Source organism: Plantactinospora sp. GCM10030261, assembly GCF_042666615.1.
In the GTDB taxonomy this organism is placed as follows: Bacteria; Actinomycetota; Actinomycetes; order Mycobacteriales; family Micromonosporaceae; genus KBS50.
The window spans coordinates 146419-171607 of sequence record NZ_JBHTDD010000001.1 but is presented as its reverse complement, the minus strand read 5'-3'; the positions used below and the strand labels follow the sequence as shown (position 1 = coordinate 171607).

Here is a 25189-nt window from a genome sequence, read left to right as displayed (position 1 = left end):
GGTAGACTCAGCACTTAGGTCGTCCGGAAGACACGTGTTACATCCCCATAGAGGAATAATTCAGGCTTCCTGTCCTGTTTGCGGGAGAAAGTGCCGCTGACCGCTGTCGCCAACCGGTCCGGTTTGTGCGATGGTGTAGGCCGCCTGAACCGTTGCCACGCCCGCTGGCGTGGCGGAGACAGCCGGGCGGCCCGCGTGGGGGCGGGACCAGTCGCACCGGTGATGGAGGAAACGTGCCGAGATCCCCATGGCGTCGGCGTCGCGCGGCGGACAGCCCGCGACCCGGCGGGCGTCGGTGGACAGGTGGTCTGCGACGTAGCGGGGCGTTCGCCCGCCAGGTGCTCCTGGTCCGGGTCGGACGGCGAGCCCACGAGAGCGGCGATGACGCCGGTCTCGTCTCCAGCTACTACCCCGACGAAACGCACCGCCTCGGCGGTCGGTACCGCCAGAACCGGATGATCGACCCGGTGGTGGAGCCGGTCCTGCCGGTGAGCCCGGCGGTCGGTCCCACCGTGCCCGTCGACGAGTCGGGCCCGACGCGCACCATCCCGCTGCTCCCCGGCGACCGTACGGTCGCCCGTCGGCTGCGTTTCGCCCTGGTCAACGCCTGCACGCTGGCCAGCCTCATGCTGGGGATGTTGGCGATCTTCATGGCCATGCAGGGCGAGGTCCGGGTGGCCGCCGGCTGTCTCATCGCCTGCGTGGTGTTCGACGGACTGGACGGCGCATTGGCTCGCCGGCTCGGCGTGGCCAGCCCGTTCGGTGCCCAGATGGACTCGCTGGCCGACATGTGCTCGTTCGGCCTCGCGGCCCCCGTGGTGGTGTACGCCTCGCTCGCCGGCTCCGTCTCCACGGCCGCGGCAGCGGTGGCGTGTGCCCTGGTGGCCGCGTGCGCGGCGATCCGGCTGGCTCGGTTCAACGTGTCTCCGAAGGATGGCCGGTTCTTCTGCGGTGTGCCGACCACCATGGCGGCCGCGGTGCTCGCCCTGGCGGTGCTGATCGGCCTTCCGGCGCCGGGCATCGTCCAGGTCGCCGGTGTCGGCCTGCTGGCGTTCGCGATGGTCTCCAGCTTCCCGTACGCCAAGCTGGCCAGGTTGATCAAGTTGCCGCCGTGGCTGTGGGTCGTGCCGGTGGTCGGCGCGCTTATCGACGCGCGCCTCACCTTCGCCCTCGTGGTGGTGGGTTACCTGGTCAGCGGGCCGCTGCTGTGGCTGCGTCAGCGGCGTACCGCCTGACCTCCGCGACCACGTATCCGACGGGCGCCCGCAGATCGGGCGCCCGTCGCCTACGCGGGTTCAGCGCCAGCGGGCGATGACCGTCGAGCCGCCGACCACCTTGTCACCGGGGGCGACCAACGGGTCTGCCGCGTTGGCGGGCAGGTACACGTCCGTGCGGGAGCCGAAGCGGATCAGCCCGAACCGCTCTCCCTTGGCCAGTAGCGCGCCGATCGGCGCCCGCTGCACGATGCGGCGGGCGATCAGGCCGGTACGCTGCGCCACCACCACGGTGCCACGATCCGTGTCGAGCACCGTGTACGCCGCGACGTTGTGCTCGGCGTCGGGTCGCATCGCCGCCGCGAAGCCGCCGTCGGCGACGAAGTAGTCGACCACCTTGCCGGCCACCGGCGACCGGTTGACGTGCACATCCAACACCGAGAGGAAGACCGCGACCCGGAGGAATTCGCCGTCACCGAAACGCTGGTCGTGCAGGTGTTGCACGGACAGAACCTGCCCGTCGGCCGCCGCGACGATCGCCGCCGGATCCTCCGGGACGTCCCGCTCGGGATCGCGGAAGAACGCCGCCACCGGAGCGGCGGCCAGGGCCGGCAGCATCCAGAGCCGGGACCTCGGGCGGGCGAGGCGGGCCAGGCCGGCCAGGCCGAGGGCGATGCCCGCCGCAGCCAGACCGTTGGAATCGAGGTGCATGCCGCGGGTCAGCGGTACGCTGGACGGCCGGTAGGCCGGAGCCAGCCGGGAGGCGGCGGTGACCGGCGCCGGGGTGTACCGGAGCCGGTGCACCCGCAGCGGCGGCCGGTGCCGGACGATCAGATCGGAGCCGACCCCGAAGAGCACGGCCTGCCTGTCGAACTCGACGGCCGCGCCCGCGGTGCGACCCGGCGTGGCCGGCACGGCGACGCTGAGCACACCGCCCTCGGTGAGGTACTTGACCAACGCTTCCACCGTGGCACGGGTCTGCTCGACGGTGCCGGTGAACGGCACGGCCGACACCACCACGTCCGCCGGGTCGGCTTCGGCCAGCGCGTCGACCACCCGCACCCGGTCCGCCACCCACCGACCCTGCGCCGTGACATGCGCGCGCAGCTCGTCGGTGTCGGTCGAGCCGGCCGGTACGACGGTGAGTGTGTCGCCGGGGAACAGGCCGTCGATCGCCGCCGCCAGCACTGCGGAGTCGGCGGTGGCACCCACCAGAAGACCGCTCTTCGGTCCATGGTGCCGGGCGAATTCGGCGGTGAGGCAGCGGGCTGCCTGGTCGCCGACGCGCACATGGCCGGGCGTGCCGGGCACGGCGGGGGACTCGGTCATCTCGGGCGTGCTCCTCGGGAAGGTCTGGGCTGGCGGAGGGCGGCGACGGCGGTTGCCGAAGGGCAGCCGTGGCCGGCCGATGGAGGATCCCCCCGGGTCAGCATAGGCGGGACCGGTGTGCCCGCGACGTACCGGCCGTGTCGGACCTGGTCACGACCGGTGCTGGGATGGATCGTTGGAGAGATCGAGCGTGGCCGGGTCGGCCGCCGTACGCGACCCCGTCGTGGGGTGCGGGCCGGGCGTGGGATCGGGCTCGGCCAGCTCGTCGGACACCCTCGTGGGGGAGGGCAGGGCCGTAGTGTCGGGCTCCGTCGTGGGGGAGGGCACGGCCGTGGTTTCGGGCTCCGTCGTGGTGTACGGCTCGGGCCCGGTGTGCGGCTCGGCCCGGGTCGGACCCGGAGCCGGCGGGAAGGCCGGCGCTCCGGGCCAGGTGGGGTCGTCGTCGAGGCCCGGTCCGCCGCCGTCGGCGACCGGTGGCGGAGCCGGCTCCGCCGGCGCGAGGCCGTTGCCGCCGCCCCGACCCGATCGCAGCGCGGCCAGCAGGCCGAGGCTGCCGAACACGATCAACCCGCCGGCGACGAACCACCCCACCGCCGGAACCCGGAGATTGAGCAACTGCGCCACCAGCCACCATCCGGCGATCGCCAGGAAGATCAGCGCGAAGGTGAACGACACCATGTCGGTACGGTGGGCCTTCATCTCTGCACCTCCACGTTGCCGGCGTCGACACGCAGCCGCAGCCGGATCTTCCCGCCCCCGGTGCCGTCCGGACCGAGGTCGGTCACCTCACGGGTGCCGACGTCCACGCCACTCCACTGATGCCGGAACACCTGGGCGTCACCGGCCCGTACCTCGGTCGACACGGTCGCGTCCACCGTGGGCGGAAGCAGCACCTGCAGCGTGCCGAAGTGGACGGTCACCGCGACCTCCCGGTCCCGGTCGGCGAAATCCAGCTGGCGTAGGTCCAGGGTGGCGTCCCCGAACGCGTTGGTGTAACTGTCCGCCAACTCGTCGTCGCTGGTCGGCATCCAGACCGCGGTGCTGCCCACGTTCGCGTTCTGCCCGCCGACCTCGGCGAGAGTGGAGATGCCGAGCGCCAGCGCGGCGGCCAACCCCAGCGCGATCAGCCACCGGGCCCGACCGAACCACGTGCCTACCAGCAACCCGAGGGCGATGGTGACAAGCGCGGCGAAGAAGTACGCGGAGGGTGCTACCGGCACCGCGTTCATCAGGTCGAGCACGGCCACCACCCCGATCGCCACGAAGATCAGCGAAAAGGTGGCGGCGCCGAGTGGCGACCTCTCCCGCGGCGGCTTCGGCGGCTTTACCGGTGGCGGCACCGGTGGATATCTGTCGGTCGTGGCCGAGGCGAATGGACCGCGCGGGGCGAAGGCCGGGCGGTAGCCACGGTCGAGGGTCGGTCCCAGCGGTGTCGTGGCAGGGAAGTCCGGCGGAGGCTGCGCCGCCGGAGCCGGCCAGGTCGCGGCGCCGTATCCAGCCGGTGCGCCGGTGGTCGGTGCCGACATGCCGACCGGATAGCTGAGCTGGTCCGCTGAATCGAGCGGGTGGGGCACGGTGGACGGCGTTCCGCCGGCGTGCGGCGCTCCGGTGGCGGTGACGGGACCGAGGCGCGGCACCCCGCTCGACGGTTCCGCCGCACGGCCCGGGTCCCCGGACGGAGCCGCGGGATAGCCGCTCTCCGGCGCGGGGTGTGCCGACGGCGGGCTTCCCGGCGTACCCGGTGGAACAGACGCTGACCAGGGCGTACCCGGTGGTGCCGGCGGGTAGGTCGGGGTCGCGTCGGCCGGTGGGGGAGCGCCGCGGCCGCCATCCCGGTTGAGCAGTAGCGCACCCACGATGAGGATGGCGGCGCCGAGCAGGACGGCGCGGAACTTGTCCGTGACGATCAGACCGAACAACACGGCGACGACGACGCCCAGCACGAGCACCGTGATCGGCGACATGCTGGACCGGCCGCGGCCGAGCATGGCCTCCACCGGTGATGCGGAGTCACCCTCGGCCGGGATGATCAGCCAGGCCGCCAGGTAGACAAGGATGCCGATGCCGCCGAAGAAACCGAGCACGGCGAGGAGCACCCGCCACAACACCGGATCGGTGTTGGTGGCCCGACCGATGGCGGCGCACACCCCGGCCAGGTAGCGACCCTCGCGGGGTCGCACCAGCCCGTACCGCGAGGTGAAGCCGGCGCCGCCCAGCGGCGGTCCGGAGGCATGGGGCGGCGATCCTGGCGGATCGCCGGCGCCGGGCCGTGGCGGCGCGCCGGGCGGTGGCGGCGCGCCGGGCGGTGGCGGCGCGCCGGGCGGTGGCGGCGCACCGGGCGGTGGCGGCGCGGCGGACGGTCCGCCCCCGGCCGTCGGCCGCGGCGCGGCGGGAACGCTCGGGTGGCGACCGCCCTCCGGCGTGCCGGATCCGGGCACGGCAGGTTCGTCGGTCATGGCCCGATCCTCCCGCCGGCATGGGCCCCGTGACCTCAGGAGGTGACCCTGACGCCACCCTGAGATTGCCGGGGGACAAGCTCCGGGGCGTCCCCGTGGTCACCCGCCGCACGGCGTGTGACCATCGAGATGCCCGGCCGGTGGTCCTATTCCCGCGGGCTGGGTCGACCGACCCATCGGCTCACGACCAGGGAGTCAGCGATCAGCATCGCGACCGAGCCTCCCCGCCTCTACCGGGTGCGCGACCACCGCATGGTGGCCGGCGTGGCGTCCGGGGTCGCCCAGCACCTGGGCATCTCGGTGCTGCGCGTACGGATCGCCTTCGTGGTCCTGCTCAGCCTCAGCGGGCTCGGCCTGCTGCTGTACGCGGCTTTCTGGGCGGTCGTGCCGCTGCGGCCGGGCACCGCCGGGCCGCCGCCCCGCCGGGACCTGGTGCAGTTGCTGCCCTTCGTGGCGATCGGCCTTGGGATGATCATGGTCCAGGTACTGCTGTTCGACTCGGTCGGCGTGGCCAGCACGGCCGGCTGGCTCGTGGCGATCATCGCGATCGGGGTCGGCGTGGTCTGGCACCAGGCGGCACCGGAGCGCCGCAGCGGGCTGCACGAGCGGATGCCGGTGCCCTGGCTGAGCGCGGTGGTCGAGGAGAACGACCGGCGGGCCTTCGTGCTCCGGTTCATCGGTGGTGGCGTCCTGGTGGCCGTGGGGATCATCGGAGTCGCGGCCGTCTACTCGCCCCGGGAGAACTTCGACGCGGTGCTCAACGGCGTCATCTTCGCCATGGTCGGCCTCGCCGGTGTCGGCGTGGTCGTCGCGCCCGTGCTGTGGCGGACCTACAGCCAACTCCGCGCCGAACGCGAAGGGCGCATCCGGGAGCAGGAGCGGGCCGAACTCGCGGCGATGGTGCATGACCAGGTGCTGCACACGCTGGCGTTGATCCTGCGGAACGCCGGGGACGTGAAGACGGTGCAACGACTGGCCCGGGGTCAGGAGCGGTCGCTGCGCAACTGGCTCTACAAGCCGACCGCCTCGCCCAACGAGCGGCTGGCGGCGGCGTTGGAACAGGCGGCCGCGGAGGTGGAGGACACGTACGCCATCACCGTCGAGGCGGTCGTCGTGGGCGACCGGGAAACCGACGAGCGGATGGACGCCCTGATCGCCGCCGCCCGGGAGGCCCTGGTGAACGCGGCCCGGCATGCCAAGGTGCAGACGGTCTCGCTCTACGCTGAGGTCGAGCCGGACCAGATAAGCGTCTTCGTCCGGGACCGTGGGGCGGGCTTCGACCCGACGGCGGTGGAGGATCATCGGCACGGGGTACGTGGTTCGATCATTGGTCGGATGGACCGGCATGGCGGCCGGGCTGAGATCCGGAGCGAGCCGGGCGACGGCACCGAGGTGCGGCTGACGCTGCCCACCCCGGATCGCGCCGCGGCCGGAAAGGACAGGTAGGAATGAGCGACGACCAGCCGATCGAGCGCGACACGGAGCGGGGCGCGCCGCGAACGCTGCGGGTGTTTCTCGTCGACGACCACGCGATGTTCCGGGCCGGCGTGCGGGCCGAACTCGGCGCTCACGTGGAGGTGATCGGGGAGGCGAGCACGGTCGCCGAGGCGGTGAGCCGGGTGACCGCCGCCGAACCGGACGTCGTGTTGCTCGACGTGCACATGCCGGATGGTGGCGGACGGGCGGTGCTCGACCAGGTGCGCCGCACCCACCCACAGATCCGGTTCCTGGCGCTCAGCGTCTCGGACGCGGCCGAGGACGTGATCGGGTTGATCCGGGCCGGAGCGCGAGGCTACGTGACGAAGACCATCTCCTCGGACGAACTGGCCGCCGCGATCCGCCGGGTGGCCGACGGCGACGCGGTCTTCAGCCCGCGGCTGGCCGGGTTCGTGCTCGACGCGTTCGCCGCGCGACCGGACGCGCCGGTCGCCGATCCCGAGCTGGACCAGTTGACCAACCGGGAACGGGAGGTGCTGCGCCTGCTGGCCCGCGGCTACGCCTACAAGGAGATCGCGAAGGAGCTGTTCATCTCCATCAAGACGGTGGAGACGCACGTCTCGAACGTGCTGCGCAAGCTCCAGATGTCCAACCGGTACGAACTGTCCCGATGGGCCGCCGACCGTCGGCTCGTCTGAGCAGCTCGTCTGCGACACCACCGGGCGGTTGAGCCTGATCAAACTTTGTGGCCATTGGTACAGATGTGATTCATGTGGCAGAAGGGTGCTGACAAACCTCTCTCCGGCGTCGATAATCCCTTTCGCGTTACGCGGAGTCTGGACCTATGTGGGGCCGCCTGCGGGCGCGTGTCCTTCCGCCGCGCGGGCGCACCGCGCGAGCGACCCCCTGGGGAGAGGTAGTTATCGGACATGTTCGGACGTAGAGCCGCGCGCTGGGGGCGTACCGCCCTGGCCGTGTTCGCCGGCGCCGCGCTGACGCTTGGCGTCGCCGGGCCGGCCGCCGCCGACCCGCCGGTCACCGGCGTCCCGTCGCAGGTCGAGGGCGGTGACGTAAAGCTCATCCTGAACGGTAAGGCCAAGGGGACCTCGTCGTTCACCCTGGCGGTCGACGGTGAGTCGGTCACCGCCTACTGCATCGACTTCCACACCAGCATCGCGTTGGGCAAGGAGTACCGCGAGGGCACCTGGGACGCCTCCCAGGTGAAGAACCTCGGCAAGGTCCAGTGGGTGCTGACCCACGGCCACCCGAACGTCGAGGCCGCAAAGCTGGCCGAGGCGGCCGGGGCCACGCTGCCGACGAACGTCGACCGCAAGACCGTCAACAAGCTGCTGTACTTCGGCACCCAGACCGCGGTCTGGCACTTCAGCGACGGCGTGGAGCTGGGCGACTGGCAGGACGGCAAGGGACTGCTTCCCAAGGCCCAGTACCAGGTCGTCCAGCAGGTCCGGGACTACCTGGTCAAGAACGCCACCGATCAGCCGGAGCCGAAGCCCAGTCTGACGCTGGACCCGAAGTCCGCCTCGGCAGCGGCCGGCGCGAAGGCCGGTCCGTTCACGGTCGCTGGCCCGGCGGGCGCCATCACCCTGGCCGTCGAGGGCGGTCAGGCAGTCGACGCGACGGGCAAGCCGGTGACCGAGACGGTCAACGGTGGACAGTTCTGGCTGGTCGGTGAGGGAACCGGCAAGGTAAGCGTCACTGCCACCGGTTCGGGATCCGTGTCGTTCGGACGGGTGTTCCTCTACCCGAACGGAAAGGCGCAGAAGCTGATCCTGGGTGGTACCGCTGGCGAGAAGGTGACGGCGGGGGCCGAGGCGGCGTTCGCCGCGGCGCCGGCCAGCCCGGCCACGCCCGGCGGCCCGGTCCTGCCGGTCACCGGCAGCTCCACGGGGATCGTCCTGGGTCTCGGCGCGGTGTTGCTGGCCGTCGGCGCCGTCACGGTGTTCTTCGTGCGTCGTCGTCGGCTGCGGTTCACCGCCTGACGGCCACCACCCACCGGTGCCCTCGCCCGATGGCGGGGGCACCGGTGCGTCGGCGAGGCGCGAAAGTGGCGAATATCATTCGGCACGGCGGCGGGTACGCAGAGTGTCCAAATTTGTGCGCCGAGTGACCCCAGGTGGCCGGTTCGTTCCGGATCATGACCTGTATCCGAGTGGTTGACGGCCAGGTCGGCGGACTAGCCTGCATCCTGGTCGGGGCACGGAAAGGTGACGACCGGCGCGTCTCTGTGACGCACCGGCCGACTAACGGCTTGATAACGGCGCTTTCGCCTGGCGCTCAGATAGTGGAACAGTGACAACACCTCACCCCCTCACGTGAGTCGCCCCGGCTGATCCCCTCAAAAGCGCGGTAGGTCTGCCTGGCCACCGTGGCGCCGGGGCTTCGTGGCGTCAGCGCTCGGGTGGCGAGGACCGGCGGTTCATCGGTGTGCACGGAGGCGCACCGATGGCCCTGCGATAGTTCTTCGGCGGTACGCGACGGCGCGGTCTGTCGCGGTTCATCCCCGGCGTGCGGGACAGCACGCCTTACCGAGGTAGAAGGAAAGAGGAGGCTTCACGAATGAGAGTCTCGAAGCGAGCGGGTGCGGTCGCGCTGGGCGCGACCGTCGCACTCGTCGCGGCAGGCTGTGGCAGTGGCGGTGGCGACGACAGCGGCGGCAACACCGCCGACGGTGCCATCGTCATCGACGGGTCCCAGCCGCAGAACCCGCTCGTCCCGGCGAACACCACCGAGACCGGTGGCGGCAACGTCGTTGACCACCTCTGGACCGGCCTGGTGAGATACCCGTCCGACGGCGGCGAGCCCGAGAACGCTCTCGCTGAGTCGATCGAGACGCCGGACTCCAAGGTCTACACGATCAAGATCAAGCAGGGCACCAAGTTCCACGACGGCACCGACGTCAAGGCGGAGAACTTCGTCAAGGCCTGGAACTGGGCCGCGTACGGGCCGAGCGGTGCCGCGAACGCCACGTTCTTCGACAAGATCGATGGTTTCAGTGAGGTGCACACCAAGGACCCGGATGGTCCGGACGGGCCGCAAACGGCCCCGAAGCCAGCGGTCGACCAGATGAAGGGTCTCAAGGTCATCGATGAGACGACCTTCGAGGTGACCCTGGGCGCGCCGTTCTCGATCTTCCCGACGATGCTCGGCTACAGCGCCTTCATGCCGCTGCCGGACGCGTTCTTCAAGAGCACTCCCGAGGAGTTCGGCAAGAACCCGATCGGCAACGGACCGGTCAAGTTCGTTTCCTGGGAGAACGACGTCGACATCAAGCTGACCCGGTTCGACGACTACCAGCTCGATGACAAGGTCAAGATCAAGGACGTCACGGTCCGGCTGTACAAGGACGATCAGGCCGCGTACAACGACCTGCAGGCCGGCAACCTGGACTTCCTGCAGCAGGTGCCGACGTCGGCACTTGTCGGTGGCAAGTGGAAGGTCGACCTCGCGGACCGGGTGATCGACGTCCCGGTCCCGTCGACCACGAAGATCGACTTCCCGTTCTACGACGACCGGTTCCAGGACGTGCGGGTTCGCAAGGCGATCTCGCTGGCGGTCGACCGGAAGGCGATCACCGACAAGATCTTCGACGGCTCGAAGAAGCCGGCGGACAGCTGGGCCAACCCGCTGACCCCGGGCGCCGTCGCTGGCAACTGCAAGTCCTGCGAGTTCAACCCGGAGGAGGCCAAGCGGCTGCTCCAGGAGGCCGGTGGCTTCCAGGGCAAGTTGGACATGTACTACAACTCGAACGGCCCGCACAAGGAGTGGATGGAGGCCGTCGCGCAGAGCATCAAGAACACGCTCAACATCGAGACGAATGCCATCGCCGTTCCGACGTTCGCGCAGTTCCGTGACGCCATCGACAAGCGCCAGATGAAGGGCCCGTACCGGGCTGCCTGGCAGCAGGACTACCCGGACGTCGAGAACTGGCTCGGCCCGCTGTTCGTCTACGGTGGTTCATCCAACGACGGCGACTACAAGAACCCCGACGTGGACAGGCTCTACCGCGAGGGCATCGCCCAGGCGAGCGTCGACGACGCGCACAAGAAGTTCGCCGAGGCCATCGAGATCGTCGACCGGGACGTCCCCTCGATCGTGGTGTTCTTCTACGCCCAGCAGTCGGGTTACTCCGAGAAGATCGCGAAGGTCCAGACCAGCGCCAAGGGCCCGATCGACCTGTCTTCAGTGGAGCTTTCCTGATCAGAGCTGATTCCGGCTCGGGCCCGCCACCCGCGGGTTCGAGCCGGTAGGTAGCGGCCGAGGGCGCGGGATCCGCGCCCTCGGCACCGTTTCGCCACTCGTGTCGGGCGTCCGACGCGTCCTATCTGGAGGACGACCCATGGGCCGTTACTTGCTGAGACGGCTTCTCCAACTCGTCCCGGTCTTCATCGGGACCACATTCCTGATCTACTGGCTGGTCTGGTCGGTGCCCGGTGACCCGTTCGCCGGCAAGTGCGGTGACCGGCAGTGCCCCGAGTCGTACATCGCCAAGATGAACGAGAAGTTCAACCTCAACGAGAACCTCTTCGTTCAGTACGGCACGTACATGAAGAACCTGCTCCAGGGGGACCTCGGGGAGACCTACGGCAACCGGGAGATCAGCGAACTGATCATCAGTTCGTACCCCACCACCCTGCGGCTCGCACTTGTCGCCGTCGCCTTCCAGGCGCTCATCGGCGTCACCGCCGGTGTGCTCACCGGCCTGCGGCGCAGCGGCTTCGCCGACAACCTCGTCCTGGTGTCCACGCTGTTCCTGATCGCCCTGCCGACGTTCGTCACCGGCTTCCTGCTGCAGTGGCTGCTGGGCGTCAAGTGGGGGATCATCAGGCCGACCGTGTCCGGCGAGGCCACCTTCACAGAACTGCTGGTGCCCGGGCTCGTGATGGGCAGCGTCTCGATGGCGTACATCGCCCGACTGGCCAGGACGAGCATCGCGGAGAACCGGCGCGCCGACTACGTACGGACGGCGATCGCCAAGGGCCTGCCGATGCGCCGCGTGGTCGGGGTGCACCTGCTTCGGAACTCGATGATCCCCGTACTCACCTTCCTCGGCACCGAAGTGGGCAGCCTGATGGGCGGCGCCATCGTGACCGAGGGCATCTTCAACATCAACGGCATCGGCAGTCAGGTCTACCAGGCGATCCTCCGCAAGGAGAGCGCGACGGTGGTCTCCATCGTCGTCATCCTGGTGGTGGTTTATCTGCTGATGAACCTGATCATCGACCTGCTGTACGCCGCCCTGGACCCGAGGATCCGCTATGAGTGACCCGACCTCGATGGTCAGCACCGCACCCACCGACCAGCCGGCCCTGGCCGGCTCCTCCGACGACGGTCAGTCGAATCGCGGGCCGGACAAGCCGCGCGGGCTGCTCGGCGACGCCTGGCGGGACCTGCGGCGCAAGCCGTTGTTCTGGATCGCGTCGGTGCTCATCCTGCTGTTCCTGGTGATGGCGGCGGTCCCGTCGCTGTTCACCTCGGTCGACCCGACAGCCGGCACGCTGGACCGGGCGCGGGTGGGTCCGAGCGGTGACGGCTGGTTCGGCTACGACATGCTGGGCCGGGACGAGTTCGCCCGGACGATCTACGGCGCCCGGGCCTCGATCGTGGTTTCGGTGTTGTCCACAATCGGCACGGTACTGCTGGGCGGCACGGTCGGGATCATCGCCGGGTTCAAGGGCGGCTGGATCGACGCGCTGCTCTCCCGGCTGACCGACATCTTCTTCGGCCTGCCGTTCGTGCTCGGTGCGATCGTCATCCTGACCACGTTCAACAGCCCCGGCTCGAACAACAGCACGGTCAAGATCATGGGTCTGGTGATCATGTCGCTGGTCATCCTGACCTGGCCGGTCTCGATGCGGATCATGCGGTCCTCGGTGCTCGCCACCAAGCAGGCCGACTACATCATGGCGGCCCGGGCCCTGGGCGCCAGCAACCGCCGGATCATCATGAAGCACCTGTTGCCCAACTGTCTGGCTCCGCTGCTGGTCTACTCCACGATCCTGATCGGCTCGTTCATCGGCGCCGAGGCGACGCTGTCCTTCCTCGGCGTGGGACTGCAGTCCCCGGTGGTGTCCTGGGGTGTCATGGTCAGTGAGGCACGGTCCTACATCCAGGTCCTGCCGTATCTGCTGTTCTTCCCCGCCAGCTTCCTGGTCGTCGCGGTGCTCAGTTTCGTCATGCTCGGCGAGGCAGTGCGCGAAGCCCTCGACCCGAAACTCCGGTAGGAGAAACTCCGTTGTCCGACATACTCGTGTCCTCCCGCCCCCAACCGGGCGCCGGTGGCCCCGGGCGCCCCGGCGGCCGACTGCTGGAGGTCGACGACCTTCGGGTCGAGTTCCGCACCCGCGACGGTGTCGCGAAGGTCATCAACGGGGTGACCTATCACGTCGACGCGGGGGAGACCCTTGCCGTGCTCGGCGAGTCCGGGTCGGGTAAGAGCGTCACCGCTCAAGCGATCATGGGCATCCTGGACAGTCCGCCCGGCTTCGTGACCGGCGGGCAGATCCGCTTCCACGGCAAAGACATGCTGCGCATGTCCGGCGAGCAGCGGCGCAAGATCCGCGGCTCCGGCATCGCCATGGTCTTCCAGGACTCGCTGTCCGCGCTCAACCCGGTCTTCACCGTCGGCTTCCAGATCGCCGAGCAGTTCCGGGTCCGGCAGGGGATGAGCCGGCAGCAGGCCAAGAAGCGGGCCACCGAGATGCTCGACCTGGTGCAGATCCCGAACGCGAAGCAGCGCGTGAACGAGTATCCGCACCAGTTCTCGGGCGGCATGCGGCAACGCGTCATGATTGCCATGTCGCTGGCCCTGGACCCCGAGGTGCTGATCGCGGACGAGCCCACCACGGCGCTCGACGTGACGGTGCAGGCCCAGATCATGGACCTGCTCGCCGAACTGCGACGCGAGCGGAACATGGGCATGATCCTCATCACCCACGACCTCGGCGTGGTCGCCGACGTCGCGGACCGGATCGCGGTGATGTACGCGGGCCGGATCGTCGAGGAGGCGAGTGTCCACGAGCTGTACGCGCGACCCGCCCACCCCTACACGGTGGGTCTGCTCCAGTCGATCCCCCGGATCGACGAGAAGGGCCAGCAGCTCCGCACCATCAAGGGCCTGCCGCCGAACCTGATGCGGATCCCCACCGGATGCCCGTTCCACCCGCGTTGCCCGATGGCGCAACCGGTGTGCCGGGAGAAGGTGCCCCCGCTGCTGACGCTCGGCTCGACCCGGGCCAGCGCCTGCCACTTCGCCGAGGAGCTGGTGAACCGTGACTGAGAAGATCCTCGAGGTTCGCGACCTGGTCAAGCACTATCCGGTGACCCGCGGGGTGGTGTTCAAGAGGACCATCGGGCACGTTCGCGCGGTGGACGGGGTCTCGTTCGACCTGCACCGGGGAGAGACCCTCGGCGTCGTGGGCGAGTCGGGTTGCGGTAAGTCCACCCTGTCCCGGGTGCTGATGAGCCTGGAACCGCCGACCGGCGGCCAGGTCCTCTACAAGGGTCGCAACGTCGCCGGGCTCAAGGGTGCGGAGCTGCGCCAGCTGCGCCGGCAGATCCAGTTGGTCATGCAGGATCCGTACACCTCGCTGAACCCGCGGATGACGGTCGGTGACCTGATCGGTGAGCCGTTCGAGATCCATCCCGACGTCGCGCCGCGCGGCAGCCGGCGCCGGCGGGTGCAGGAACTGCTGGACGTCGTCGGGCTCAACCCGGAGCACGTGAACCGCTATCCCCACCAGTTCTCGGGCGGCCAGCGGCAGCGCATCGGCATCGCCCGGGCGCTCGCCCTTCGACCTGAGATCATCATTTGCGACGAACCGGTAAGCGCACTGGACGTGTCGATCCAGGCGCAGGTGATGAACCTGCTGGAGCGGTTGCAGAGCGAGCTGGGGCTGTCGTACATCTTCATCGCGCACGACCTGTCCGTGGTCCGGCACCTGTCGGACCGAGTGGCGGTCATGTACCTCGGCAGGATCGCGGAAATCGGCACCGAGGACGAGATCTACGAGCGGCCGACCCACCCCTACACCCAGGCGCTGCTGTCGGCGGTGCCAGTGCCGGATCCGACGAGCCGCGAGCAGAAGGCGATCATCCGGCTCAGTGGCGACGTACCGTCGCCGGCCAACCCGCCGTCGGGCTGCCGGTTCCGGACGCGGTGCTGGAAGGCACAGGACATCTGCGCCCGGGAGGAGCCTGCCCTGGTGACCCGCAGGGGCATCGACCACCCGAGCGCGTGTCACTTCGCGGAGCAGCGGGAGATCGTGCCTACCCACGAGGTCTGAGTCGCCGGCCAGGGTCCGTCCGTTCGGGCGGGCCCTGGTTCGTTTCCGGGGGAGCGTCCGGTACGGGTGGCCGGGTGGCCGGGTGGTCCGGGTGGGCCGTTGGTGGCCAGCGGGGCGGGAGGGGCCGGGGGCGGTCCCGACGCGGCCCGTGTGGGCCGTTGGTGGCGGCCAGCGGGGCGGGAGGGGCCGGGGCGGACCCGTCCTGCGGGCGGGAAGGGGTCAGAGCGGTCCGCGGCCGGCGCGTAGCAGCAGCAAACCCAGTTGGGTGCCGTCCGCGCCCAGCGCGTCCCGGAACCGGTCCAGGATCTGCCGCTCGCGAGCCAGCACCAGCCGGGTGCCGCCGGATGCCACGCGGGTGGCGCCGACCTGCTGGGACAGCGCGGCCCGCTCTCGCCACAGGGCGATGAGCTGGCTGTCGATCTCGTCGATGCGATCCCGGAGCGCGACGATGCGCTCGCTGGCGTCCGGCTCGGCGGCGCCGGTCTCGGACGCTCCGGCGGCCGGCGTAGCCGTGGCCTGCGGTTCGGTCATCTGCGGACCGGATGCCTGGTCGGCGAGGTGGGTCGGCATGGCTGCTCCCTGGGCGGTGGTCGGGCCGCGGGCCGGATCCCGGGACGACGAAGCCCCGGGCTCCAGGAGCCCGGGGCTTTCGTAGGTCTGATGATCAGGCGCGACCTACGGCTGCCGGACTCCCGGAGCCGTAGTAAAAAAAGCGCGCGTACCTGGTCACGTCGTCGAGTATGCCCACAGCCACCCCGGCGACGCAAGCCGTTCCACCGGATGGGACGGCGCGGATTCCGGCGAACCGCGGGGCGCGCGACCGGCGGACGCGGAGGCTTGTCCCACCGCGGGCATAGACTCGCGATGCGATGCATGCTCTCTTCGAACCTCCGCCGACGCCGGTTCCCACCACCTCTCCCCGTCCGGGCGCGGTCCGCCTGGACGCCGCGGCCCTGCTGGCCGGGCTGAACGGCCCACAGCGGGACGCGGTCACCCATTCGGGTGCCCCATTGCTGATCGTGGCGGGGGCGGGCTCGGGCAAGACCCGGGTGCTCACCCACCGGATCGCGCACCTGCTGGCCGCCCGCCAGGTGCATCCCGGCGAGATCATCGCCATCACATTCACAAACAAGGCCGCCGGCGAGATGAAGGACCGGGTTGCCGCCCTGGTCGGGCCGCGGGCCCGGTTGATGTGGGTTTCCACGTTCCACTCGGCCTGCGTCCGGATGCTGCGAGCCGAGCACGAGCACGCCGGCCTCAAATCCACCTTCTCGATCTACGACGCGGACGACTCCCGTCGGCTCATGCAGATGGTGGCCCGGGAACTGGACCTGGATCCCAAGCGATATCCGGCTCGGGGCCTGGCCGCCCAGGTCTCGAACCTCAAGAACGAGCTGGTCGACCCGGAGGCGTTCACGGACCGGGCCAAGGGGCCCAACGAACGCGCGCTCGCCGAGGCGTACGCGCTCTACCAGCGCCGGCTGGCGGAGGCGCACGCGCTCGACTTCGACGACCTGATCATGACGACCGTGCACCTGTTGCGGTCCCACCCGCACGTCGCCGAGAGCTACCGGCGCCGGTTCCGGCACGTTCTGGTCGACGAATACCAGGACACCAACCACGCGCAGTACGCCCTCGTCAAGGAACTGGTCGGGACCGCCGGTGACGCGAGCGGGCTGCCGCCAGCGGAACTCTGCGTGGTCGGCGACGCGGATCAGTCGATCTACGCGTTCCGTGGCGCGACGATCCGCAACATCCTGGAGTTCGAGCGCGACTATCCCGATGCCCGGACGATCCTGCTGGAGCAGAACTACCGCTCCACCCAGACCATCCTCAACGCCGCGAACGCCGTCATCGACCGCAACACCTCCCGCAAGCCGAAGCGGTTGTGGAGCGACGAGGGCCCCGGCGAGCAGATCGTCGGGTACGTGGCCGACACCGAGCACGCCGAGGCGGACTGGGTGGCCCGGGAGATCGACCGGCTCTGCGACGCCGACCAGTCCCGGCCGGGGGACGTGGCCGTGTTCTACCGGACCAATGCCCAGTCCCGGGTCTTCGAGGAGGTCTTCATCCGGGTCGGCCTGCCGTACAAGGTGGTCGGCGGGGTCCGGTTCTACGAGCGCAAGGAGGTACGCGACGCGCTGGCGTACCTGCGGGGGCTGGTCAACGACGACGACACGGTGAGCATCCGCCGCATCCTCAACACACCGCGCCGGGGGATCGGTGACCGGGCGGAGGCGTGCGTCGAGGCGCTGTCGAGCCGGGACCGGATCTCGTTCGGCGCGGCGCTGCGCCGTGCCGGCGACGCCCCCGGCATCTCCACCCGGGCCGCCAACGGCATCGCCGACTTCGTACGGCTGATGGACGACACGCGGGAGCTGGCCGCGACGGCGCCGCCCGAGGAGGTGCTGGAGGCGGTGCTGACCCGGTCCGGTTATCTCACCGAGCTGGAGGAGAGCCTCGACCCGCAGGACGCCGGTCGGGTGGAGAACCTCCAGGAACTGGTGAGCGTGGCCCGGGAGTACACCGAGCGGGCCGAGGCGCAGGCCGCCGAGGGCGGGCCGGGAGCCAGCCTGGCCGGGTTCCTCGAACAGGTGGCCCTGGTCGCCGACGCCGACCAGGTGCCGTCGGACGATCCCGATCACCAGGGCGTGGTCACCCTGATGACCCTGCACACGGCGAAGGGTCTGGAGTTCCCGGTGGTCTTCCTGACCGGGCTGGAGGACGGGGTGTTCCCGCACCTCCGCTCGCTGGGCGACACCCGGGAGTTGGAGGAGGAGCGCCGGCTGGCGTACGTCGGCATCACCCGGGCCCGCGAGCGGCTGTACCTGTCCCGCTCGGTGACCCGGTCGGCGTGGGGACAACCGTCCTACAACCCGGCCTCGCGGTTCCTCGAGGAGTTGCCCGTCGAGCTGGTCCGCTGGGAGCGGACCGAGGGCGCGTACACCTCCTGGTCGGGGACCGGCGGCGGGGTGGGCGGCCGGGCCGGGTCCGCGGGCCGCGGCGGGGCCGCGCGCGGTGGCGGCAACGCCTTGGGTACGCCGAAGGCGGCCCAGCTCGCCCAACGGCTCGGGGTGGACGCGAGCCGCCTGACCACCGCCAGCGAGCTGCGGCAGCCGCCGAAGGTGGCGGCCGGGGACCGGGTCAACCACCAGCGTTACGGGCTGGGGCGGGTGTTGGCGGTCGAGGGGCACGGGCCGAGCGCCCGGGCCCAGATCGACTTCGGCGACCAGACACTCTGGTTGGTGCTGCGCCACGCGCCCATCGAGAAGCTCTGACGGGCGGGTGCGGGAGGGCCCTGCTCGACGTCGGGCGTCGACCAGGACCCTCCTTCGTCAGCAGCCGAGGGAGACGCCGCGGGCCCGCATGTACGGGGCCGGGTCGATCTGGTTCCACATCTGCCCCTTGTGCACCTCGAAGTGCAGGTGCGGGCCGGTGGAATCGCCGGTCGAACCCTCGTAACCGATGACCTTCCCGGCGCTCACCTTGTCGCCCACGCTGACGGCCAGCCGGCTCTGGTGGGCGTAGTGGGTCAGGTAGCCGTTGCTGTGCTCGATGACGACCGAGATGCCGTACCCGTCACCGACGTCCCCGGCCTTCACCACGGAACCGGCCGCCGCGGCACGGATCGGGGTGCCGGCGGGTTGGGCCAGGTCGACGCCGGCGTGCAGCACACCGCCGCGCGGGCCGTAGCAGGAGGTGACGTCCGCACCGGGCATTGGATGCACCCAGCTCTTCGCGGCCTTGGTTGTCGCCTTCGCGGCGGGCTTGCGGGTCGGTGATGCCGTGGGAGAGGCGCTGAGCGACGGGCTCGCCGATGCGGAGGCGCTTGGTGAGGCCGACGGGCTGAGCACCGGGTCACGGCGGGACCGGTCTGCCCGGTCCGCCGCCTGCGCCCGGTCTTCGAGGCCGGCTGTCGCGGTGTCGTCGTGGGTGCCGTCGGCAACGGTGAGGACCGTGGCGCCCGCGCCGCCGACCGCCAGCGCGGCGATGGCCAACAGCGCGCCGGTGCGGCGCGACATTCGCCGGCTGAATCGGCGGTGCCGGCCGGGAACCACCTGCTCGGTGTCCGTCTCGGTGCTCGGTGTGTCGTGGTACTGGTCGTTCTGAAGATCTTCCTGCACGTCCCGGCCTTCGGTTGGGGGAAAGGGCCGTCGGACATGCTGGTTGACCAGGGGGGATTGTCGATTCGCCGGGTCCGAGAAGAACGATCTCCGTCTATGGTCCCGGGCCGGGCTATGCCCGGATTCCTCCCCTACTAACCGGTAACGCGCGGGAGATCGGCAGTGGCGGAGGCCACATGCGTCGGTGTGGCGAGCGACACATCAACCCGCGGTAGTCAGAAGAAAACCGCCCAGACCAGCGGTCTGGGCGGCAAGTGCGGCATTGCGCAGGGTCAGCGACAGCTCACCCCTGGGGGAAGAGACTCTCCGTCTTGAGCTTGATGTCCACTCCGCGCTCGTTCAGCCACGGGACCGGATCGACCGGAGCTCCGTTGACCTGCACTTCGAGGTGCAGGTGGGAGCCGTACGAGTGGCCGGTGTTGCCCACCAGGCCGATCTGGTCACCCGTCTTGACCCGGGTGCCCTGCTCGACGAGAAGTTTCGACGAGTGGCCGTAGATGGCCTCGGTGCCGTCCTCGTGCCGGATGATGATCGCGTAGCCGTAGCCCCCGTACCAGCCGGAGCGGACCACCTCGCCGGACCGGACCGCCACGTACGGCGTCCCTTCCGGGGCGGCCAGGTCGATGCCCGCGTGGGTCTCCCCCCACCGCTCGCCGTACGGGGCGATGAAGTCGTAGTCGGCGAGCGGTAGCGCCCAGCCGTCCTGGGCGGTCGCGTCGGTGAGGGTGCGGTCGGAGCCGCGGGATGCCCGGTTGGCGTCGTCCGCGCGGGCGGCGAGCTCGCTCTCGGCGACGCTGGCCTGCTTGACGCCCGCGAGAACCGCGGGGTCGACGCTCTTCGCATCCGGCAGCGCGCTCGCTCCGATGGCGACCAGTCCGGCGCCGACGAAGGCTCCGGTGACCACCGCGGCGTAACGGCTACGAGGTGGGGTGGGTACACGGCGACGGCCGCGATATCGATCGGGCTCAGACGACAGGCGCTGACGCACGCACACCCTCCGTATCGGACGTTAAAGCGGTCGGTGCCGGAACTCGGTGGTGCCTGTCCGGATCCCGGCTGACCTGGTTGCTTCGGTCAAAAACCGGATGACAACCGCCAGACACGGTAGCCAACCCCTAGACGACTCACAAGTTGCAGCGCGGATTCATCGCCACGCTCTGCACCTGTCCGAGGGGGATTGACATATAACATAACCATTTGCGGATGGGTTCGTTAGTGGCGCAGAGTGACCCATGGTGCCACGGGGGGTCATCCTTTCGGCTCATCCGTGTCGGCTTCCGGGCGTGTCCCCTAGGGGTTCGCTGTCGGGCCGTGGGCAGCGAACCGGGACGCCGGACGCCCTACGCGTCGGCACCCGTCCGGCGCCCGTCGAGGTCCCGACGTCCCCGGGATCGTCCCGGCTTCCCGACCCTTCGGCGGTCGGGTTACCGTTCGTTCAGGTACGCAGTCCCCAATCGGCCCCTGGAAAGGTGTTGCGCTGATGAGCTCTCGGATTCGGGTCGTCGTCGCCAAGCCGGGCCTGGACGGGCACGACCGCGGCGCGAAGGTGGTGGCCCGCGCCTTGCGGGACGCCGGCATGGAGGTCATCTACACCGGCCTGCACCAGACCCCGGAGCAGATCGTCGAGGCGGCGATCCAGGAGGACGCCGACGCGGTGGGTCTGTCGGTGCTCTCCGGCGCGCACATGACCCTGTTCAAGCGGGTGCTCGAACTTCTCGCCGAGCGGGACGCGACCGACATGGTGGTGTTCGGCGGCGGAATCATCCCGGACGCCGACATCCCGGAGTTGCGGCGGCTCGGCGTGGCGAAGGTATTCACGCCCGGGGCGACCACCCAGTCGATCGTGGAGTGGGTGCGCGCCAACGTCGGCCAGCCGGTCGGCTGAGCCATCCCGCCCTCGTGACCCGTCGATCGTGGGGATGGCGCGCGGCCCTTCGGGGCGGATCCATTCCATGATCAACAATGGGAAAGGGGGAGAGGCCGGACGCACCCCTCACACGCCCGGCCTCTCTATGCACGATGCCCCGCCGCCACCCCTCGACCGACAGGGCATCGGCCGCTCCCGTCTTCGCGCCGTAGCGCTCCGACACCTGCTTCAACGACGCCCCGTGGTCGAGGTTACGCACCGTTCACCGGCGAGCCCCGGACGGGCGAGGCGGCGGGCGGGTGGGTCGCGCCGTCCCTTCAGCCTCCGAACCCGACCCGATCCCCGAATCAACCGTGCCTGCGCCGTGGCGCGGTGCTCCACCTGCCGCTGTGCAGTACCGCACACCGCGTACCCGGTCGGTTGCCGATGCCACGCGTCTCGCTAGGCTGCGCCAATGGCCTGCTTCTCGCGATGACAGGCGGCACACTGTTTTCTCAACGCTGGTAGCGGCGCGACGGCGCGCCGCGGAGACGGGACGGGACGCGCAATCGTGGACCTGTACGAGTACCAGGGGCGGGACCTGTTCGAGCGGCACGGGCTTCCCGTGCTCGCCGGCGGCGTCGCCACCACCCCGGATGAGGCCCGTGCGATCGCCGAACGCCTCGGCGGCCGAGTGGTCGTCAAGGCGCAGGTGAAGGTCGGTGGCCGGGGCAAGGCGGGTGGCGTCAAGCTCGCCGACGGCACCGACGAGACGGTGGCCAGGGCCACCGACATCCTCGGCATGGACATCAAGGGCCACACGGTCCACAAGGTCATGATCACAGTGACCGCCGATATCGCGGAGGAGTACTACTTCTCCTACCTGCTCGACCGGGCGAACCGCACCTTCCTGTGCATCGCCAGCGTCGCCGGTGGGATGGACATCGAGCAGGTGGCCGCCGAGACCCCGGACAAGGTGGTAAAGGTCCCGATCGACGCCAACGCCGGCGTGGACGAGGCCAAGGCGCGCGAGATCGTCGCGGGAGCGGGCTTCCCGGCCGAGGTGGCCGACCAGATCAGCGAGATCGCGGTCCGGCTCTGGCAGGCGTTCGTCGCCGAGGACGCCACCCTGGTCGAGGTCAACCCGCTGGCTCGGACCGCCGACGGCAAGGCCCTCCTGCTGGATGCCAAGATCACGCTGGACGGCAACGCCGCCTTCCGGCACCCGGACCACGAGGCGCTCATCGACCAGGCCGCCGTCGACCCGCTGGAGCAGGCCGCCAAGGAGAAGGATCTCAACTACGTCAAGCTCGACGGCGAGGTCGGCATCATCGGTAACGGCGCCGGCCTGGTGATGTCCACGCTCGACGTGGTCGCGTACGCAGGTGAGGCGCACGGCGTGAAGCCGGCGAACTTCCTCGACATCGGCGGCGGCGCGAGCGCGGCGGTGATGGCCAACGGCCTGGAGATCGTGCTCTCCGATCCGTCGGTGCGCAGCGTCTTCGTCAACGTGTTCGGCGGCATCACCGCCTGCGACGAGGTGGCCAACGGCATCGTGCAGGCGCTGGCCCTGCTGGAGCAGCGCGGCGAGAAGGTCACCAAGCCGCTTGTGGTCCGGCTGGACGGCAACAACGCGGAGGCGGGCCGAGCGATCCTCGACGGCGCGGCCAACCCGCTCGTACAGCGGGTGGACACCATGGATGGCGCGGCCCAGCGGGCCGCCGAACTCGCGGCGACGGGGGTCTGAGATGGCAATCTGGCTGACCAAGGGCTCGAAGGTCATCGTCCAGGGGATGACCGGCTCCGAGGGCTCCAAGCACACCAAGCGGATGCTGGCCGCCGGCACCACCGTGGTCGGCGGCGTCAACCCGCGCAAGGCGGGTCAGACCGTCGACTTCGACGGCACCGAGTTGCCCGTCTTCGCCAACGTCGCCGACGCCATGGCGCAGACCGGCGCGGACGTCACGGTGATCTTCGTACCGCCGCAGTTCACCAAGGCGGCGGTGGTGGAGGCGATCGACGCGGGCATCGGGCTCGCCGTGGTCATCACCGAGGGCGTTCCGGTGCACGACACCGCCGCCTTCTGGGCGTACAACGTGGCGAAGGGTGAGCGGACCCGGATCATCGGGCCGAACTGCCCGGGTATCGCCTCGCCGGACGCGTCCAACGCCGGCATCATCCCGGCCGACATCACCCCGGCCGGCCGGATCGGCCTGGTCAGCAAGAGCGGCACGCTGACCTACCAGATGATGTACGAGCTGCGCGACATCGGTTTCTCGACATGCGTCGGGATCGGTGGTGACCCGGTCATCGGCACCACCCACATCGACGCGCTGGCCGCGTTCGAGGCCGACCCGGACACCGACGCGATCGTCATGATCGGCGAGATCGGCGGGGACGCCGAGGAGCGGGCCGCCGAGTTCATCAAGGCGAACGTCACCAAGCCGGTGGTCGGCTACATCGCCGGCTTCACCGCGCCGCCCGGCAAGACGATGGGACACGCGGGCGCCATCATCTCCGGCTCGGCGGGCACCGCCGACGCGAAGAAGGCGGCGCTGGAGGCGGTCGGCGTCAAGGTCGGCAAGACGCCGACCGAGACCGCCACGTTGATGCGGGAGATCATGTCCAACCGGTGACACGACATGAACCGGGGGTCGGGCCACAGCCCGACCCCCGGTTCGTCGTTTCCGGCGGTTCCCGATCAGCGGTTCAGATAAGGGTTGTTACCGGTCGCCGTCAGGATTCCGTTGATCACGATGCTCAGTACGCTGACGCCGATGGCAACGTAGCCGAGGACGGGGGACTTGCCGAACTTCTGGGCGTCGCGGATCGAGAGCCAACCGAACACGATGCCGAGGATTCCGCAGCAGATCAGACCGATCACGATGCCGAGCACACCCCAGAGAGTGCTGCGGTCGGTGCCGGCGGGTGTGCCCGCGGTCGGGTGGGGAGCCGTCATGGTGCCTCCTGCTTGACGTCGATCTCTAGATCGGGGTGGCCAGAGGCTAGCGGTTTCGGCGCCCGCCCGCCGTCCCAATCGCCGATCGACCAAGTGGCCGTGGCGTCGCGTGTGACCGGCGCGGGCATGCCAGAGTAGATCGTGATGTCACCCGTCACCCCCGATCAGCCGGACTCCGTGCCTCGGCCGGCCCGCGCCGGCCTCCGGCCGCCACGTCGCCGCCGGGCCCCGCTCGCGGTGGCCGCCGGCGTGGCCTCGCTCTGGGCGGCGTTGGTCTGCTACCTGCCGGTGGCGGCGGTGATGGGACTGACCCGGTTCTCCGGCGACGCCGGCACCGTGGGCGGCGCGGCACGGCTCGGGTTGGCCGCCTGGCTGCTCGGCCACGGCGTCCCGCTGACCACCGAGGCCGGCCCGCTGGCGCTCGCCCCACTCGCCGTCGCGGCCCTCGCGGGTTGGCGGGTGGCTCGGGCCGGCGTGCACGTGACCCGGGCGATCGGCGCGCGGCGCGGTGGCTCGCCCCGCCAGGCGGTTACCGTCGCGATCGCCGTGGGCCTCGGCTACGGGATGCTCGGCACGCTTGCCGCCGCCGTCCTGGCGGCCTCCGGTCCGGCCGCCGACCCGATCCGCGCCGGCTGCACGCTTGCCGCGTTCGGCGCGATCGCGGCGCTGCTCGGAGCCTTGCCGGCCACCGGCGCGACGAGCGCGCTGACCCGACGGGTCCCGCCGGTGGTGGTCGACGGGCTGCGGACCGGGACGGTGGCCGCCCTGCTGCTGCTCGGGGCGGGAGCGGGAGCGGCCGGCCTGGCCGTGGCCGTGGGTGGCGGCGAGGCCAGCGAGATGATCGGTGCCTACCGCACCGGCGTCGGGGGGCAGGCCGGTATCACCCTGGTCAGCGCGGCGTACGCGCCGAACGCCGCCGTCTGGGCGGCGAGCTATCTGCTCGGCCCGGGATTCGCGGTCGGTACCGGTACGGTCGTGCGGGTCACCGAGGTGACGCTCGGTGGACTTCCGGCCGTACCGCTGCTGACCGGCCTGCCCACCGGACCGCTCGGCGGCTCCGGTGCGTTGCTGCTCGCGGTGCCGGTGCTCGCCGGTGCCGCGGCGGGTGGACTGCTGACCCGGCGGGCGCTGCGGACGGCTGCCGAGGCGGGCGAACCCGTCGGATGGGGGCCGCTGCTCGCGGCCGCGATCCTCGCCGGCCCGGTGGGCGCGGTGTTGATCGGCCTCGCCGCGGTGGCCTCCGGCGGCGAACTGGGCGCCGGTCGCCTCGCCCAGGTGGGACCGGTGGCCTGGCAGGTGGCGGCGGTGGCCGCCGGAGTGCTGGCGCTCGGTGCGGTGGTCGGCGCCGTGCTGACCCGGACGTTCGTCGTGGCCAGGCTCGGTCCCGAGGGCCGAGGGCCGGTCCTGGACCGGCAGCGCCCGTCCCGGGACCGCTCGCGTGCGAGCCGCGAGCGACCGGGACGCCCCACCGGCAGGCGCTGAACGGCGGGGCGCGGGCCTACGACGACAGTGGGGCGCCCC

Annotated in this window: 21 protein-coding genes; 14 read left to right on the top strand and 7 right to left on the bottom strand. The window is 70.4% G+C overall.

All coding sequences use genetic code 11. The annotated features are described in order from the left end of the window. Positions 1 to 233 precede the first annotated feature (233 nt). Positions 234 to 1235, top strand: coding sequence for a CDP-alcohol phosphatidyltransferase family protein (locus tag ACFQUZ_RS00760; RefSeq protein WP_377436737.1), 1002 nt, complete (start codon positions 234 to 236; stop codon positions 1233 to 1235). A 60-nt stretch (positions 1236 to 1295) separates the two neighbouring features. Here ACFQUZ_RS00760 and ACFQUZ_RS00755 read toward each other — a convergent pair whose 3' ends face one another. From ACFQUZ_RS00755 to ACFQUZ_RS00745, 3 genes are all read right to left on the bottom strand, one after another. Further along, the gene (locus ACFQUZ_RS00755) at positions 1296 to 2543 is read right to left on the bottom strand and encodes a phosphatidylserine decarboxylase (RefSeq protein ID WP_377436735.1); all 1248 of its coding nucleotides are present in this window, start codon (positions 2541 to 2543) and stop codon (positions 1296 to 1298) included. 150 nt (positions 2544 to 2693) lie between these two features. Continuing rightward, the gene (locus ACFQUZ_RS00750; RefSeq protein WP_377436733.1) at positions 2694 to 3242 is read right to left on the bottom strand and encodes a hypothetical protein; all 549 of its coding nucleotides are present in this window, start codon (positions 3240 to 3242) and stop codon (positions 2694 to 2696) included. Further along, entirely contained in the window at positions 3239 to 4999 is a 1761-nt protein-coding gene (locus ACFQUZ_RS00745) for a PspC domain-containing protein (protein WP_377436732.1), read from the bottom strand. The genes ACFQUZ_RS00750 and ACFQUZ_RS00745 overlap by 4 nt, the downstream gene beginning before the upstream one ends. Before the next feature lie 129 nt (positions 5000 to 5128). On the opposite strand from ACFQUZ_RS00745, the gene ACFQUZ_RS00740 reads away from it, so the two are divergent. The 8 genes from ACFQUZ_RS00740 (at position 5129) to ACFQUZ_RS00705 (ending at position 14739) form a co-directional block, all read left to right on the top strand. Then, the gene (locus tag ACFQUZ_RS00740) at positions 5129 to 6445 is read left to right on the top strand and encodes a PspC domain-containing protein (RefSeq protein WP_377437466.1); all 1317 of its coding nucleotides are present in this window, start codon (positions 5129 to 5131) and stop codon (positions 6443 to 6445) included. 2 nt (positions 6446 to 6447) lie between these two features. Then, positions 6448 to 7134 (top strand): response regulator, encoded by a 687-nt coding sequence (locus ACFQUZ_RS00735; protein WP_377436731.1) that lies wholly within the window; start codon positions 6448 to 6450, stop codon positions 7132 to 7134. 231 nt (positions 7135 to 7365) lie between these two features. Next, the gene (locus ACFQUZ_RS00730) at positions 7366 to 8436 is read left to right on the top strand and encodes a thioester domain-containing protein (RefSeq protein ID WP_377436730.1); all 1071 of its coding nucleotides are present in this window, start codon (positions 7366 to 7368) and stop codon (positions 8434 to 8436) included. A gap of 577 nt (positions 8437 to 9013) precedes the next feature. Then, positions 9014 to 10654 carry an ABC transporter substrate-binding protein gene (locus ACFQUZ_RS00725; protein ID WP_377436729.1) on the top strand — a complete coding sequence of 547 codons (1641 nt, stop codon included), beginning with the start codon at positions 9014 to 9016 and terminating at the stop codon, positions 10652 to 10654. Between the two features lie 139 nt (positions 10655 to 10793). Further along, positions 10794 to 11720 (top strand): ABC transporter permease, encoded by a 927-nt coding sequence (locus tag ACFQUZ_RS00720; protein ID WP_377436727.1) that lies wholly within the window; start codon positions 10794 to 10796, stop codon positions 11718 to 11720. Continuing rightward, on the top strand, positions 11713 to 12678 hold the full coding sequence (locus ACFQUZ_RS00715) for an ABC transporter permease (RefSeq protein WP_377436725.1): 966 nt from the start codon (positions 11713 to 11715) through the stop codon (positions 12676 to 12678). The genes ACFQUZ_RS00720 and ACFQUZ_RS00715 overlap by 8 nt, the downstream gene beginning before the upstream one ends. Positions 12679 to 12689: 11 nt before the next feature. Next, positions 12690 to 13733, top strand: a complete 1044-nt coding sequence (locus ACFQUZ_RS00710) for an ABC transporter ATP-binding protein (RefSeq protein WP_377436724.1) — start codon at positions 12690 to 12692, stop codon at positions 13731 to 13733. Next, entirely contained in the window at positions 13726 to 14739 is a 1014-nt protein-coding gene (locus tag ACFQUZ_RS00705; protein WP_377436723.1) for an ABC transporter ATP-binding protein, read from the top strand. Before ACFQUZ_RS00710 ends, ACFQUZ_RS00705 begins: the two co-directional genes overlap by 8 nt. A gap of 219 nt (positions 14740 to 14958) precedes the next feature. Here the strand turns inward: ACFQUZ_RS00705 and ACFQUZ_RS00700 are convergent, their stop codons facing one another. Continuing rightward, positions 14959 to 15270, bottom strand: a complete 312-nt coding sequence (locus ACFQUZ_RS00700; RefSeq protein ID WP_377437465.1) for a chorismate mutase — start codon at positions 15268 to 15270, stop codon at positions 14959 to 14961. A gap of 338 nt (positions 15271 to 15608) precedes the next feature. Between ACFQUZ_RS00700 and pcrA the strand changes: the two genes are divergently transcribed. Next, positions 15609 to 18017 carry a DNA helicase PcrA gene (gene pcrA, locus ACFQUZ_RS00695; RefSeq protein ID WP_377436722.1) on the top strand — a complete coding sequence of 803 codons (2409 nt, stop codon included), beginning with the start codon at positions 15609 to 15611 and terminating at the stop codon, positions 18015 to 18017. 57 nt (positions 18018 to 18074) lie between these two features. Here the strand turns inward: pcrA and ACFQUZ_RS00690 are convergent, their stop codons facing one another. Continuing rightward, positions 18075 to 18863: a M23 family metallopeptidase gene (locus tag ACFQUZ_RS00690; RefSeq protein WP_377436721.1), complete on the bottom strand. Its 789-nt coding sequence runs from the start codon at positions 18861 to 18863 to the stop codon at positions 18075 to 18077. 283 nt (positions 18864 to 19146) lie between these two features. Further along, positions 19147 to 19851, bottom strand: coding sequence for a M23 family metallopeptidase (locus ACFQUZ_RS00685; RefSeq protein ID WP_377436720.1), 705 nt, complete (start codon positions 19849 to 19851; stop codon positions 19147 to 19149). Positions 19852 to 20343: 492 nt separating this feature from the next. Between ACFQUZ_RS00685 and ACFQUZ_RS00680 the strand changes: the two genes are divergently transcribed. From ACFQUZ_RS00680 to sucD, 3 genes are all read left to right on the top strand, one after another. Further along, the gene (locus tag ACFQUZ_RS00680; protein ID WP_377436719.1) at positions 20344 to 20748 is read left to right on the top strand and encodes a cobalamin B12-binding domain-containing protein; all 405 of its coding nucleotides are present in this window, start codon (positions 20344 to 20346) and stop codon (positions 20746 to 20748) included. A gap of 532 nt (positions 20749 to 21280) precedes the next feature. Then, positions 21281 to 22456: an ADP-forming succinate--CoA ligase subunit beta gene (gene sucC / locus ACFQUZ_RS00675; RefSeq protein ID WP_377436718.1), complete on the top strand. Its 1176-nt coding sequence runs from the start codon at positions 21281 to 21283 to the stop codon at positions 22454 to 22456. A 1-nt stretch (position 22457) separates the two neighbouring features. Next, a complete protein-coding gene (gene sucD / locus ACFQUZ_RS00670) occupies positions 22458 to 23345 on the top strand; it encodes a succinate--CoA ligase subunit alpha (protein ID WP_377436717.1) in 888 nt (295 codons plus the stop codon). A 65-nt stretch (positions 23346 to 23410) separates the two neighbouring features. Here the strand turns inward: sucD and ACFQUZ_RS00665 are convergent, their stop codons facing one another. After that, a complete protein-coding gene (locus tag ACFQUZ_RS00665; protein WP_377436716.1) occupies positions 23411 to 23668 on the bottom strand; it encodes a hypothetical protein in 258 nt (85 codons plus the stop codon). A 144-nt stretch (positions 23669 to 23812) separates the two neighbouring features. Between ACFQUZ_RS00665 and ACFQUZ_RS00660 the strand changes: the two genes are divergently transcribed. Next, positions 23813 to 25150, top strand: coding sequence for a DUF6350 family protein (locus ACFQUZ_RS00660; protein WP_377436715.1), 1338 nt, complete (start codon positions 23813 to 23815; stop codon positions 25148 to 25150). Positions 25151 to 25189 lie beyond the last annotated feature (39 nt).